This is a genomic window from Actinoplanes sp. NPDC023936, from assembly GCF_040639325.1.
In the GTDB taxonomy this organism is placed as follows: Bacteria; Actinomycetota; Actinomycetes; order Mycobacteriales; family Micromonosporaceae; genus Actinoplanes.
In genome coordinates this window covers 26,144-39,538 of the sequence record NZ_JBEZZR010000058.1, presented here as the reverse complement: position 1 = coordinate 39,538, position 13,395 = coordinate 26,144, and the positions used below count along the sequence as shown (strand labels likewise).

The following is a 13,395-nucleotide window of genomic DNA, read 5'->3' as shown; positions in this document are numbered from 1 at the left end:
GCGGCAGAAACGGGGAAAGAACAAGCCGGGAGAGGGGGGCAGCCGCGTGAACGGGGGGGGTGGGTCCACCCCCCCGGGGCCGGTCGGTGGCCAGTGGCCCCACCCGCGTCCGGCGACAAGGCCAGGCCACACGCTGCGGTTGAGGCGCGGGGACGGGAGCACACCGAAGCCCGCGCCAGCGTCGACAGCGGCACACCGAAGCCGTTCGTGTGCCCACACCCCTGCCCTGGCATGGGTGAGCCCTCACGATCCTGTTAGGTGTGCCCTCATCCACCCCCGGAGACCCCCGGGAGACGAATGCCGCGCACCTGAGCGATTCCGCGCGAACACGGCCGCCACCCGCGCGAGTGTTGCCGCCCACCTCGACCCCTTAACCGCGCGGCATCGCCCCGAACCGCGTTGCGACGTCGACTCATATAAATGAAAGCGCTCCCAAATCCGGAATGCGATTTCTGCCGTTCCTGCCCGGGTGTCCGGACTCCGATCTCACAACGCCGCGAACCCATTGATGTCGCATTCGGCGAAGCTCAAAAATCCCTTGGCGAGCGAGTTCCCCTCGCTGATCGAATCCGTTCGACAAGGGAGACGCTTTGTCCTCGACAAGCATCCGGTCCTCCAGAAGCATCCGGTCCTCGAGAAGCATCCGGAAACGCCCGGCGATCGTCGGAGCGCTGGCCGCGGTCGCGCTCAGCGTCGCCGGCATCACCCTCGTCCCGTCCGCGGACGCGGCGACCACCTCCTACCCGAAGGGACCGGCGCCGAGCACCAGCAGCATCGAAGCGGTTCGAGGCCCGTTCAGCACCGCGCAGACCAGCGTGTCCCGGCTCGCGGCGACCGGGTTCGGCGGCGGCGACATCTACTACCCGACCGACACCAGCGCCGGCACGTTCGGCGCGGTGGTCATCGCGCCCGGCTTCACCGCGTCCAAGTCGAGCATGGCCTGGCTGGCGCCGCGCATCGCGTCGCAGGGCTTCGTGGTCTTCAACATCGACACCCTGACCACGTCGGATCAGCCGGACAGCCGCGGGCGGCAGCTCCTGGCCGCCGCCGACTACCTGACCGGGCGCAGCACCGTCCGCACCCGGATCGACGCCACCCGCGTCGCCGTGGTCGGCCACTCGATGGGTGGCGGCGGCACCCTGGAAGCGTCCCGCAGCAGGCCGTCACTGCAGGCGGCGATCCCGCTGACACCGTGGAACCTGACCAAGTCGTGGAGCGGCAACACCGTGCCGACGCTGGTCATCGGCGCCGACGGGGACAGTGTCGCGCCGGTCCGGACGCACTCCGAGCCGTTCTACCAGAGCTTGCCGGCCAGCCCCGGCAAGGCGTACCTGGAACTCAACAGCGCCACCCACTTCGCGCCGAACACCTCGAACACCACGATCGCGAAGTTCAGCATCGCCTGGCTGAAGCTCTTCGTCGACAACGACACCCGCTACCAGCAGTTCGTCTGCCCCGGGCCGGGCGTCAGCCTGACCGTCGAGGAGTACCGCAGCAGCTGCGCGAACTTCGCCATCTGATCGGCGTCGCGCGCCGGCGGGCCCCACGCCCGCCGGCGCGCGATCATGCCGGGAGCAAGGCGCGCAGGGCGGGCTCGGCCAGCGCGAACGGCACTTGCGGTACGCCGAGAACGTCGCTGTAGACCACTGATTCCATCAACCGGACATAGAGGAACGCCCGGTGCCGCATGTCGTCCGGGTCCCCGGCGAGGCCCGACTCCTCGAAGATCTCCAGCTGGGCCCGGACCGCCCGCTCATGCACCTCGGTGGCGGTGGTGAGCAGCACCCGGGCGGCGGTCTGCGGCTCGGCGGCCACGAACTGCTTGAGCTGCTGCGCGGTCGCGACCAGCTCCGCGAACAACCGGGACACCTCGATCACCCGGTCCGGCCCGGATCCGGTCGCCTCATCGCCGGCCTCGGCCAGGAACAGCCGGCCGATCGCCCAGAACACCTCGCCGAGCAGCGGCTCCCGGCCGCCGGCCGCCCGGTACAGGGTGGCCCGGCTGATCGCCAATTCGCTCGCCAGCAGATCCATGTCGAGCGTCGAGTGCTTGAGGAAATGCATTGCCGCGCCACGCAGCAACACCTCGGGCCGGAGTACGCGAGCCGCCGGCAATTCCCACCCCCATCCCCACGGGCACGAAAGACCTCTCACGCCTGGCGCGCGGTATCCGTACCCGGGGGAATGGGGCCGTAATCACGGCCGGACGGTCAGCCGAGCGCGTTCAGGAACGGCTCGTGACTGTTCCGGAACTCCCAGCCGTAGAACTTGTCCCAGTTGATGCTCCAGGTCATCAGGCCCCGGAAGCTCGGGTTGGTGCCGCTGCGCAGCGTGTAACCGCCACAGTTCGTGCCCTTCACCAGGCAGGTCACCGCCTGCTGGACGCCGGCCGGAGCGACGTACCCGTTGCCGGCGCTGACCGAGCTGGGCGCGCCGAACGCGATCTGGTCCTCCCGCAGCCCGGGGAAGACGTTCGCGGCGTTGCCGGCGACCGGGAAGCCGGCGAGAAGCATGTCGGTCATCGCGATGTGGAAGTCCGCGCCGCCCATCGAGTGGTACTGGTTGTCCATGCCCATGATCGAGCCGGAGTTGTAGTCCTGGACGTGCAGCACCGTGATGTCGTCCCGCAGCGCGTGGATGACCGGCAGGTAGGAGCCCGCCCGCGGGTCCTGTCCGCCCCACGGCCCGGACCCGTAGTACTGGTATCCGAGCTGGACGAAGAACGTCTCCGGGGCCATGGTCAGCACGAAGCCCGCGCCGTAGCGCGCTTTCAGCGACTTCACCGCACTGATCAGGTTCACGATGACCGGGGTGGTCGGGTTCTTGAAGTCGGTGTCGCCGGCGTTGAGCGACAGCGAGTGCCCCTCGAAGTCGATGTCGACGCCGTCCAGCCCGTACTTGTCGATGATCGCGCTGACCGACCGGACGAACGCGTCCCGGGCCGCCGTCGTGGTGAGCTGCACCTGGCCGTTCGCGCCGCCGATGGAGAGCAGCACCTTCTTGCCGGCCGCCCGCTTCGCCTTGATCGCGGCGAGGAACTCCGCCTCGGTCTCCACGCCGGGGCACTCGGTGGCCGGGCAGAGGCTGAACCGGATGTCGCCGGAGGTGGCGCTGGTCGGCTCGCCGAACGCCAGGTTGATGATGTCCCAGTCGGCCGGGACGTCGGCCATCCGCAGGTAGCCGGAGCCGTTGGCGAAGCTGGCGTGCAGGTAGCCGATCAGGGCGTGCTTGGGCAGCCCGCCGACCGGGATCGGGGTGGTGGACGTGGACGGCGAAACCGACGGGGAGACCGACGGCGAGACCGAGGCCGACGGGGAAGCGGAGGCCGACGGGGACACCGACGGCGAAGGGCTAACCACGCCTCCGCAGGCACCGTTGTTGATCCAGACGCCCCACTGGCCCGAGGTGACGGCCGGGTCCTCACCCTGGGTCCACCACTTCGCGGTGTAGTTGTTGCCGCCCTTCGAGGCGACGTTGTCCTTGACGTACACGGCGCCGGCCGACCAGGCCGGAGCGCAGGCCACGGCGGCGCTGGCCGTGGTCGCCACATAGACGGTGGAGCATGCCGCGGCGAGACCGGCCGCCACGGCGAGGATCAGGGATCGACGCATGGCTAATTATTAGGACTGTTAACTGAACTTGTAAATAGAGGGCCTACCTAGTCACTTTTTTTACTATGCAACTTTTTGTACGCTCATCGCGTGGAGTATCCGACGCTGCTGAGCCCGCTCGATCTCGGCCACACCGTGCTGCGCAACCGGGTGGTCATGGGGTCGATGCACACGAAGCTCGAGGACCGCGCCCGTGACCTGCCGAAACTCGCTGCCTATTTCGCCGAGCGGGCGCGCGGCGGCGTCGGGCTGATGGTGACCGGCGGCTATGCGCCGACCTGGCGGGGCTGGCTCGCGCCGCTCGGCAGCCAGATGACCAGCGCCCGGCACGCGGACGCGCACCGGGTCGTCACCGACGCCGTGCACGAGCACGACGGGAAGATCCTGCTGCAGGTGCTGCACGCCGGCCGGTACGCGTACCACCCGTTCAGCCTCGGCGCGTCCGCGGCGAAGTCGCCGATCACCCCGTTCGCCCCGCGGGCCATGTCGTCCCGGCAGGTCGACCGCACGGCGACCAGCTTCGCCCGGGCCGCCGCCCTGGCGCGACGGGCCGGGTACGACGGCGTCGAGATCATGGGCTCCGAGGGTTACCTGATCAACCAGTTCCTGGCCGCCCGGACCAACGACCGCACCGACGCCTGGGGCGGCTCGGCCGCGAAGCGGATGCGGTTCCCGATCGAGATCGTGCGCCGCACCCGCGAGCTGGCCGGCGCCGACTTCATCGTGCAGTACCGGATCAGCCTGCTCGACCTGGTCGACAACGCCCAGACCTGGGAGGAGACCGTCGAGCTGGCGCTCGCGCTGCAGGACGCCGGCGTCTCGATCCTGAACACCGGGATCGGGTGGCACGAGGCGCGGGTCCCGACGATCGTCACGTCGGTGCCGCCCGGCGCCTTCACCTGGGTGACCGCAAAGCTTCGTGCGCACGTGACAACACCGGTCGTCGCGTCCAACCGGATCAACCGCCCGGAGGCCGCCGAGCAGATCCTCGCCGCCGGCGAGGCCGACCTGGTGTCGATGGCCCGGCCGCTGCTCGCCGACCCGGAGTGGGTGGCGAAAGCCGCTCAGGGCCGGGAGCGGGAGATCATCACGTGCATCGCGTGCAACCAGGCGTGCCTCGATCACACGTTCCGCAACCAGCGGGCGACCTGCCTGCTCAACCCGCGCGCCGGTCACGAGACGGAACTGGTGCTGGCGCCGACCCGTACCGTCAAGCGGGTCGCCGTGGCCGGCGCCGGCCCGGCCGGGCTGGCGGCAGCGATCGAGCTCGCCGGACGCGGCCATCGGGTGGATCTCTTCGAGGCCGGTGACGCGATCGGTGGCCAGTTCCGGCTGGCCGCGCGGATCCCCGGCAAGGAGGAGTTCGCGCGGACGCTCGACTACTACCAGCACATGATCGAGATCCGGGGCGTGCGGCTGCACCTCGGCCGGCGGGCCACGATCGAAGACCTTTCCGGGTACGACGAGGTGGTCCTCGCGACAGGCGTGCGCCCACGGATTCCGGACATTCCCGGCGTGGACCATCCCAGCGCGCTCACCTACCAGCAGCTGCTCGGCGGCGAACGAGGCGGCTCACCGGCCGGCGAACGGGTCGCGATCATCGGGGCCGGCGGCATCGGCTTCGACGTGGCCGAATATCTGCTGCACGAGCCGGACGAGCCGCTCGCCGACTGGATGCGCCGCTGGGGTGTCACCGACCCGCAGACCGCGCCGGGCGGGCTCACCACCAAGGTCAAATCACCCGCGCGCCGCCAGGTTCACCTGCTGCAGCGCAAGGAGACCGCGCTCGGCAAGGGCCTCGGCAAGACCACCGGATGGGTGCACCGGGCGACGCTGCAGGACGCCGGGGTGACGATGCTGCGCGGCGTCACCTACGAGCGCATCGACGACGCCGGCCTGCACACCGCGACCGGCGTGATCCCGGTGGACACCGTGGTGCTCTGCGCGGGCCAGGAATCGGTCCGCGACCTCGCCGCCCCGCTCCGGGAGGCGGGCGTGAGCGTCCACGTGATCGGCGGCGCCGACGTGGCCGCCGAGCTCGACGCCAAGCGCGCGATCAAACAGGCCACCGAACTCGCGGCCCGGATCTGAGGACGTCCCATGACATATGTCGCTGTCGAAACCCACAACCAGATCGCCCGGGTACGGCTGAACCGTCCCGACAAACTCAACGCCCTCACCCTGGAGACCCTGGACGAGTTGATCAGGGTGGCCCGGCGGCTGCGCCGCGACCGTACCCTCCGGGCGGTCGTCATCTCGGGTGCGGGAGCGTCGTTCAGCTCCGGGCTCGACATCGCCGCCACCGTGCGCAGGCCCGCCGGCGTCGTGCGCGCGTTCCTGCCGCACCCGTTCCGGGGCACCAACCGGTTTCAGGAGGCCTGCTGGGCCTGGCGGCGGATCGAGGTCCCGGTGATCGCCGCGGTGCACGGTCACTGCTACGGCGGCGGCGTCCAGATCGCCCTGGCCGCTGACTTCCGGTACGCGACGCCGGACTCCCAGTGGTCGGTGCTGGAAGGCAAGTGGGGCATCATCCCGGACATGACGGGCATCCGCAGTCTCACCGAGGTGGTCGGCCCGGACGTCGCGAAACGGCTCACGATGACCGCCGAACGCTTCGACGGCACGGAGGCGCACCGGCTGGGCCTGGTCACCGAGCTGGCCGAGGACCCGGTGAAGGCCGCCACCGCGTTCGCGGAGAGCCTGCTGAGCCGCTCCCCGGACGCGCTCGCCGCCGCGAAACGGCTGGTCGACGGCGCGCTGACGGGCAGCGCCCGGCGCACGTTCGGCCGGGAGCGCCGGGAGCAGATCCGGCTGCTCACGCTGCCGAACACCGGCATCCTGCGGCGCGCCGTGGTCCGGAAACAGACCCCGGAGTTCCGGCCACGGGCCCGTAGGATGCGTCCGTGGCACTGAGGAACGCCCTGCTGGCGGCGCTGATCGACAGGGAGTCCTCGGGGTACGACCTGGCGAAGAAGTTCCGGGTGTCGGTCGCCAACTTCTGGACGGCCACGCCGCAGCAGCTGTACCGCGAACTGGAGAAGATGGAGTCCGACGGCCTGCTCGCGGCGCGGGTCGTCAAGCAGGAACGACGCCCCGACAAGCGGCTGTTCTCGGTCACCGAGAAGGGCCGGGCCGCGCTGCACGCGTTCACCCGCCAGGAGCCGAAACCGACAACGGTCCGCGACGAGCTCCTGGTGCAGGTGGAGGCCCTGGCCCATGCGGACGTGCCGAGCGTCCGGGCGTCGATCGTGTCCCAGATCGCGCGGAGCCGCGAGCGGCTGGCCGCCTACCAGCGCTCGCTCGCCGAGATCCTGGGCGCCCGCAGCGAGGAGGAGTTCGTCCGCACCGGCAACCGGATCGGGCCGTACCTGACGCTGCAGCGGGGCATCAGCTTCGAGCGGGAGAACATCACCTGGGGCGAGCTGGCCCTGACCATCCTGGACCGCCGGTTCGGGGCGGCGAGCTGAGCAGCGGACGGGTGACCCGCAGCAGGTGCCGCCGGACGTGCTCGGCGGGGCTGCCGTCGTGGCCGCCCATCCCCCAGGTGATCAGGGCGCCGTTGTAGGCGGCGTGGATCGCCTCCGCCGCCTCCCGGCCGGCCCGGTCGCCGTCCACTTCGCCGGCCGCGGCGGCGGCACGCAGCACCAGGCCGACGGCGTTCTCCACCCCCGCCGCGTACTCCCGGGTGACCTGCTGGAACTCCGGAACCGACAGGTCCATCAGCAGGAACGCGAGGTGGTTGGCGAACTCCGTCGCGTTCCGGACCGCGCCGGCCATCGCCACCAGGGTGTCGATCAGCGCCGCCAGCGGGCGGTCGGCGGCCTGTGCGGCGGCGAGGCGGGCCGGCACTGCCTCGGCGGCGTCGCGGGCGAGCGCCAGCAGCAGCCTGTCCTTCGAACCGAACCGGCGCAGCAGCGCGGCCGCCGTCAGCCCGGCCCGGTCGCCGATCTGCGCGAGCGTGACGTGCGCGGGACCGGCCTGGGCAACGGCCTCGGCGGCGGCGGTGAGGATGGCGGCGTCGGAGACGGTCCGCGGTCGAGCCATGGCCGCACGATAGCGGGTCGCGCCAGTTAGTAAATGGTGGTTCACTAACTGGCGTGCAGACTTCACCGAAGGGCACCCTGCGACCTGCGGGACGTCGACGGGCGCCGGCCGGACTGGGCCCGCCACATCGGCGGCCCGGCCGCCGGGTAGCCGTGGTCCACCCCCGCTTCGCCGGCGTCCGGCCGGCGGCGGTGCTGGCGTGCGCCACGCCGGCCGACGTCGCCGCCGCGCTCGCCACCGCCCGGCGGCGGCGCCTGCCCGTCGCGGTGCGCGGCGGCGGTCACTGCTTCGCCGGGCGATCCAGCACCACCGGCATCGTGATCGACACGACGCCGATGGCCGGGGTGCGGCTCGACGGCGACCACGCGGTCGTCGGCGCCGGCACCCGGCTCGCCGAGCTCTACGACCGGCTGGGCACGCACGGCCGCGCGCTGCCCGCCGGGTGCGGTCCCACCGTCGGCATCACCGGGCTCACCCTCGGCGGCGGGCTCGGGATCCTCGGCCGCCGCTACGGGCTGACCTGCGACAGCCTCCTCGCCGCGACGCTCGTCCTCGCCGACGGCCGGACAATCGAGGCCGACGACGACCTGCTGTGGGCGCTGCGCGGGGGCGGCGCGCCCGGCGTGGTCGTCTCGCTCACCTTCGCCACCGTGCCGGCACCCCGCTGCACGGCGTTCCGGCTCGGCTACCCCGCCGCCGGCGCCGCCGACCTCCTGGACGCCTGGCAGCACGCCGTGCCCGAGCTCGACGCGGCGACCGCGCCGAGCCTCACCATCACCGCCCCGGCCGACCCCACGCGTGCCCCGCGCGTCACGGTCGTCGGCGCCGCGGACGACGACGCCGCCGTCGGCGTGCTGTGCCGAGCGCTCGGGCAGCGGCCCACCGCCGAGGCCCGGCATCGCGACGTGCTGCCGGCCGTGAAGAGATGGCTGGCCGGGCCGGACCACCCCGACCCGGGCTTCGCCCACCCGCGCTCGGAGTTCTTCCGGACCACGGTGCCCGCGTCCGCGCTGGTGGAACGGCTCACCACCGGCCGGGAACCCGGCGAGGAACGCGAACTCGACTTCACACCCTGGGGCGGCGCGTACAACCGGCCGCCGGCCGGCGCGACAGCGTTCCCGCACCGCGACGCGCGGTTCCTGCTCAAGCAGACCGCCACCGTCCGGGCCGGCCGCACGCCCGGCGGATGGCTCGGCGCGTCGTACGCGCTCACCCACCCGTACGGCACCGGCGGCGCATATCCCAACTTCCCCGAGCCGCACCTCGGCGCCGAGGCGTACTACCTGGGCAACCTCGATCGGCTCCGACGGATTCATGCCGGTCACGATCCCGGCGGCGTGTTCCGACCACTATGGTGACGCGATGCGATACCTGAAATGCCTCTCCGGGGTGGCGGTCGTGGCCGTCGCCCTCACCGGCTGTGGGGGAGCCGGTGAACCGATGGCGGCTTCTCCACCCCCGACCCAGCAGATGACTCCGGCTCCGGTGGCTGCCGAGCCGATCACGCTGGTCGCCGCCGCGAAGAAGGTCACGTACGCCTTCCCGGTCAAGGCGAAGAACGTGTCCTTCCACAAGACGCACGCCGGGTACCCGGCCACCGACCTCTTCGCCGCCTGCGGCAAGCCGTTCGTGGCCACCACCAGCGGTGTGGTGCTCGAGGTGAGCCGGGTCGACAAGTACAGGAAGGGGATGAAGGACGGGCCGTACAACGGCGGCAAGTTCGTCTCCATCAAGGGTGACGACGGCGTCCGCTACTACGGCTCGCACCTGAGCTCGGTGTCCAAGGGCATCAAGAAGGGTGTGCGGGTCAAGGCCGGCCAGCAGCTCGGCAAGGTCGGCAAGACCGGTAACGCCAGCAACGTCTGCCACGTGCACTACGGCATCTCGCCGCCGTGCAAGAAGGCCGGGGACTGGAAGGTCCGCCGGGGCGTCGTGTGGCCGGCGAAGTACCTGACGTCGTGGCGCAAGGGCGGCCATAAGAGCCCGGCCGCGGCCGTCAAGGCGTACCAGAAGAAGAAGGGCTGCAAGGCCTGATCCACCGATGGCGCCGGGCGGCGAGCCCGGCGCCATCGCCGCATTACGACAGGTTGATGTAATCGAGCTCGGCATAACCCGTTCCGCCGGCGAAGTTCGGGGAGCCCTTCGCGAGACGGATCATGTTCCAGCCGGCGCGCAGGGTGACGCCGGTGCTCACCGTGGACCCGAACACACCCCAGCCGGCGGTGGGCGGATAACTCACGGTCTGCCAGGCGCTTCCGTTGTACGCGAGACCCTGCGTGGCCGTGGCGCCGGTGCCGTTCGCGTACCCGATCGTCATCGTGTAGGAGCGGGCGCTCGGCACGTTGACCAGGAAGTCCACGAACGACTGACTACGGGAGTTGGCGCTGCCGTCGATCTGGCCGACATAGCCGCCGTTCGACGCGGAGCTCGCGCTGAGCCGGTTGGCGTTCACCACCGTGGCGTTCTCCGCCTCGTAGCGCTGCTGCCAGGTCGCCGCCCCGGAGGCCGGGGTGATGAGCAGCTGATACGAGTCCCAGGCGTGCATGCCGGTGACCGGCACGCTGATGCTGCCACCCGAGACCGGGTAGGTCGACGACGACACCGCGATCGGCGCGCTCTGGTTGGTGCTCCGGCCGGTGGTGCCGCTGCGCTGCAGGGTCACCCGCACCTGTGAGCCGAGCGCGCCGAGACCGTTGACGCGGACGGTGTTGTTCCCGCTGTCCCCGCCGAACACCACGTTCACGAAGCGGCGGTGGCTGTCGTAGGAGGCGACCCCGTCCAGCCACGACCCCGGGACCGTCTGCACGATGTTTCCGGACATGTCGCCGTACCACTTGTACGCCCAGTACGACGACGTCGGAGCGTTGTTGTGCAGCCCGTTCAGCGTCCCCGCCTCGTACCAGTAGGCGCGCTCGGCGGACCGGACCCCGTGCCGCTCGAACACGGCCATGTAGTGCACCGCGACGCTGGGGATGTCGACCTGCGACGGCGAGGCGTACTCATTGATCGAGATCGGACGGGGTGAGATGCCCAGCGACCGCTCCACCGCCCGGTAGTCGGCGACGTGCGCCTGGACGTTCAGGTAGCTGTCGTCGCCCAGCTCGTGCCAGACGATGACGTCCGGCAGGGTGTTCGTGTTCCGGGCGTTCGTCAGGAAGTCGACCATCCACTGGTGGTTGTAGACCGCGTGCGACGGCCCGACGATCGGCGTCACCGGGTCGAGCGATCGGATCAGCCGATGGGTACGGGTCCAGCCGTCCAGGAACGACCCGGCCGCCGCGGTGTTCCAGGTCCAGTCCGGCTCGTTCCACAACTCGTACCCGTCGATGTTGGTCGTCCCGGTGGCGTTGACCCGCGCGGTGACCATGGTGCGGACCTTGGACTCCCAGTCCGCCCAGCTGACCCAGCGGTAGGGGAAGTTCGGGTAGATGTCCGGCAGGCGCAGGAACTGCTGCGCGCCGGCGCTCGTCACCTTCCCGGCCACCTGCAGCCCGTCGCAGCACGGCGTGGTCGCGCCGTTGCCGAGCTGCTGGGTGCCGGGCGGCGGCTGGGTGAGGTGGTTCATCCGCAGCGGATACATCATGTCGAGCGGCGGCTTGCTGCCGGTGTCGACGGCGTAGAGGCCGCCCGCGGCGACGTGGGTGACCGGGCGGACCGGAGTGCCCGCGTTGACGGTGAGGGTGTTGCCGGCCGCCTGCGCGGCGCTGGGGACGACCAGCGCGGCGCCGACGAGCAGCAGGGTCAGGGATGTGGCGGTTCTTCGGAGCAGTGTTCCTCGGTGCAGTGTTCCTCGGTGCATGGTTTTCACCTCGGTGGTGGTGAGAGGGGACGGTCAGCCCTCCGGTGCGGCCAGCGGGATCCAGACGCGCATGGCGCCCGGCGCCCGGTTGGCCCACCGGAAGTAGGGGATGGCCGTGACGGTCGCCGCCGGGCCGGGCGGCCCGTCCGGCGCCGCGGCGACGTCACGGTAGAGGGGTGCTTGCGCTTGATCGACGAGCGTGCGTACGGGCACCCGCACTGTCACCGGGGCGATCCCGGTGGTGTGGAACGCGACCGACAACGGCGCCGAGGTGTCCAGCCGCAGATCCTCCAGCAGGGTGCCGTCCGGGACGCCGGCCTGCTCGAGGCAGTAGACGACCGGCCCGCGGACCACCGCGACGGCGCCCCGGACCGCGTCCACGCGGGGATGCGCGGCGACCAGCCGGGCCGGCATGACCAGGGTGAGCCCGATCTGGTCGCCGGGCTGCCAGACCCGGTGCAGCCGCAGGTACCCGTCCTGGACCTGGCCGCGCGCCGGGGACGGTGTGCCGTTGACGGTGAGCCGCAGGTCGGCGCACCAGGCGGGAACCCGCAGGGCGATGGTCCACGGGCCGGCCGGGGACGCCGTGACGGTGACAGTGATCTGCTCGTCCCAGGGATACCGGGTGTCCACCTCGACTGCCCGCGGGCCGTCGGTGACGGTTCCGGACCCGTACAGATGGATCTGCAGGCCCTCGGGGTCGCTGGTCGCGACGTAGGCGTGCAGCGATGCCATCAGGCGGGCCAGATTCGGCGGGCAGCAGGCGCAGGAGTACCAGGTGAGACGCTGTGACGGCGCGTCCTCGTGCGAGCCGTCGTGACCGGTGCGCAGCTGCAGCGGGTTGGAGTAGAAGAACGCCGTGCCGTCGTCGGCGGTGCTGCCGGCGATGCCGTTGTGGAGCACCCGTTCCATCTCGTCGGCGTACTTCACGTCGCCGGTGGCGAGCAGCAGCCGCCAGGCGAGCTGGAAGTTGCCGATCGCGGCGCAGGTCTCCGCGTAGGCGCGGTCCGGCGGCAGCTCGTACGGGTCGCCGTAGGCCTCGTCCCGGTGCCGGGAGCCCTGGCCGCCGGTCAGGTAGGTGCGGCTGGAGAGCGCCGAGTCCCAGAGCCGGATCGCCGCCGCGAGCAGCTCGTGGTCGCCGGTCTCGACGGCCACGTCCACCGCGCCGGCCAGCAGGTACACCTGCCGGACCACGTGGCCGGTCACCTCGTCGGCGCGGCGCAGCGGCTCGTGGTCCTGGTAGTAGCGCGGACCGAACCGCCCCTCCCCCAGCACCCCGTGGCCGCGCTTCTCGACGAACTGTTTCGCCAGGTCCAGGTAGGGGCGGTGGCCGGTGACCCGGTACAGCTCGGCGAGGGCGGTCTCCACCTCGGGATGGCCGTCCACCTCACTCGACTGCGCGTACCGGCGTACCAGAAGGTCGGCGAACCGGCGCGCGACAGCGACCACCTGCTGGGCCGGCGGCGAGTCCGGCGCGGAACGCGCCGCGGCGACCGCCGCCTGGATGAGATGGCCGGCCGTGTACATCTCGTGGCTGAAGTGCAGCTCGCCCCACTGCTTCGCGCGGTTCGCCGGGTCCTGGTAGTAGGAGTCCAGGTATCCGTCCGGGTCCTGCGCCTTCTCCAGCAGCGCGGCCACCTCGTCGGCGAACTCCGGCGCGGCGCCCGACCAGAACGCGGCCTCCAGGGTCTTGTGCACATCGGTGTCGGCGAACCAGAAGCCGCGGAACTCGCCGTCCGCGTCCCCGGTGATCCGGCGCAGGTTGTCCAGGTTGCCGTGGGCGGTGAGCTGCTCGACGCAGTGCGGCAGGGTGGCGTCGGCGTTGCGCCGCTGCCAGCCACCGAGCAGGCCGCCCGGGTCGAGCCGGACCGCGCTCACCGGCCTGAGCGTGCCGATGGCTTCCGCGGTGGGCTCGACGGGACCCAGGTGCTTGTTCATTGA

General features: G+C 71.2%; 11 protein-coding genes. 6 read left to right on the top strand and 5 right to left on the bottom strand.

All coding sequences use genetic code 11. The features are described from left to right. Positions 1 to 659 precede the first annotated feature (659 nt). The gene (locus tag AB0F72_RS39740) at positions 660 to 1,520 is read left to right on the top strand and encodes an alpha/beta hydrolase (protein ID WP_360443592.1); all 861 of its coding nucleotides are present in this window, start codon (positions 660 to 662) and stop codon (positions 1,518 to 1,520) included. Positions 1,521 to 1,563: 43 nt separating this feature from the next. Here AB0F72_RS39740 and AB0F72_RS39735 read toward each other — a convergent pair whose 3' ends face one another. Together AB0F72_RS39735 and AB0F72_RS39730 are read right to left on the bottom strand one after the other, a co-directional pair. Continuing rightward, a complete protein-coding gene (locus AB0F72_RS39735; protein ID WP_360443589.1) occupies positions 1,564 to 2,064 on the bottom strand; it encodes a QsdR family transcriptional regulator in 501 nt (166 codons plus the stop codon). A gap of 146 nt (positions 2,065 to 2,210) precedes the next feature. Next, positions 2,211 to 3,611 (bottom strand): glycosyl hydrolase family 18 protein, encoded by a 1,401-nt coding sequence (locus tag AB0F72_RS39730; RefSeq protein WP_360443586.1) that lies wholly within the window; start codon positions 3,609 to 3,611, stop codon positions 2,211 to 2,213. A 90-nt stretch (positions 3,612 to 3,701) separates the two neighbouring features. On the opposite strand from AB0F72_RS39730, the gene AB0F72_RS39725 reads away from it, so the two are divergent. Genes AB0F72_RS39725 through AB0F72_RS39715 form a run of 3 tightly spaced genes read left to right on the top strand, consistent with a single transcriptional unit; the run spans position 3,702 to position 7,078 of the window. Then, positions 3,702 to 5,702: an NADPH-dependent 2,4-dienoyl-CoA reductase gene (locus AB0F72_RS39725; RefSeq protein ID WP_360443583.1), complete on the top strand. Its 2,001-nt coding sequence runs from the start codon at positions 3,702 to 3,704 to the stop codon at positions 5,700 to 5,702. A gap of 9 nt (positions 5,703 to 5,711) precedes the next feature. After that, positions 5,712 to 6,524, top strand: coding sequence for a crotonase/enoyl-CoA hydratase family protein (locus AB0F72_RS39720; RefSeq protein ID WP_360443580.1), 813 nt, complete (start codon positions 5,712 to 5,714; stop codon positions 6,522 to 6,524). After that, positions 6,515 to 7,078: a PadR family transcriptional regulator gene (locus tag AB0F72_RS39715; RefSeq protein ID WP_360443577.1), complete on the top strand. Its 564-nt coding sequence runs from the start codon at positions 6,515 to 6,517 to the stop codon at positions 7,076 to 7,078. The genes AB0F72_RS39720 and AB0F72_RS39715 overlap by 10 nt, the downstream gene beginning before the upstream one ends. Here the strand turns inward: AB0F72_RS39715 and AB0F72_RS39710 are convergent. Further along, complete coding sequence (locus AB0F72_RS39710; RefSeq protein WP_360443574.1) at positions 7,020 to 7,655, bottom strand: TetR family transcriptional regulator; 636 nt, start codon at positions 7,653 to 7,655, stop codon at positions 7,020 to 7,022. The genes AB0F72_RS39715 and AB0F72_RS39710 overlap by 59 nt on opposite strands. A gap of 53 nt (positions 7,656 to 7,708) precedes the next feature. Here AB0F72_RS39710 and AB0F72_RS39705 point away from each other — a divergent pair, with 53 nt between their 5' ends. Together AB0F72_RS39705 and AB0F72_RS39700 are read left to right on the top strand one after the other, a co-directional pair. Continuing rightward, a complete protein-coding gene (locus AB0F72_RS39705; protein ID WP_360443571.1) occupies positions 7,709 to 9,013 on the top strand; it encodes an FAD-binding protein in 1,305 nt (434 codons plus the stop codon). A 4-nt stretch (positions 9,014 to 9,017) separates the two neighbouring features. Beyond that, on the top strand, positions 9,018 to 9,689 hold the full coding sequence (locus AB0F72_RS39700; RefSeq protein WP_360443568.1) for a M23 family metallopeptidase: 672 nt from the start codon (positions 9,018 to 9,020) through the stop codon (positions 9,687 to 9,689). A gap of 43 nt (positions 9,690 to 9,732) precedes the next feature. On the opposite strand, the gene AB0F72_RS39695 is transcribed toward AB0F72_RS39700, so the two are convergent. Both AB0F72_RS39695 and AB0F72_RS39690 read right to left on the bottom strand, forming a co-directional pair. Beyond that, a complete protein-coding gene (locus AB0F72_RS39695; protein WP_360443565.1) occupies positions 9,733 to 11,454 on the bottom strand; it encodes a hypothetical protein in 1,722 nt (573 codons plus the stop codon). 33 nt (positions 11,455 to 11,487) lie between these two features. Continuing rightward, a complete protein-coding gene (locus tag AB0F72_RS39690) occupies positions 11,488 to 13,392 on the bottom strand; it encodes a beta-L-arabinofuranosidase domain-containing protein (RefSeq protein WP_360443562.1) in 1,905 nt (634 codons plus the stop codon). Positions 13,393 to 13,395: the final 3 nt, after the last annotated feature.

Bases quoted from the DNA above. Each gene is read 5' to 3' on its own strand.
- AB0F72_RS39735 (WP_360443589.1), bottom strand. From the start codon at position 2,064: ATGCATTTCCTCAAGCACTCGACGCTCGACATGGATCTGCTGGCGAGC.
- AB0F72_RS39730 (WP_360443586.1), bottom strand. From the start codon at position 3,611: ATGCGTCGATCCCTGATCCTCGCCGTGGCGGCCGGTCTCGCCGCGGCA.
- AB0F72_RS39720 (WP_360443580.1), top strand. From the start codon at position 5,712: ATGACATATGTCGCTGTCGAAACCCACAACCAGATCGCCCGGGTACGG.
- AB0F72_RS39710 (WP_360443574.1), bottom strand. From the start codon at position 7,655: ATGGCTCGACCGCGGACCGTCTCCGACGCCGCCATCCTCACCGCCGCC.
- AB0F72_RS39700 (WP_360443568.1), top strand. From the start codon at position 9,018: ATGCGATACCTGAAATGCCTCTCCGGGGTGGCGGTCGTGGCCGTCGCC.
- AB0F72_RS39695 (WP_360443565.1), bottom strand. From the start codon at position 11,454: ATGCACCGAGGAACACTGCACCGAGGAACACTGCTCCGAAGAACCGCC.
- AB0F72_RS39690 (WP_360443562.1), bottom strand. From the start codon at position 13,392: ATGAACAAGCACCTGGGTCCCGTCGAGCCCACCGCGGAAGCCATCGGC.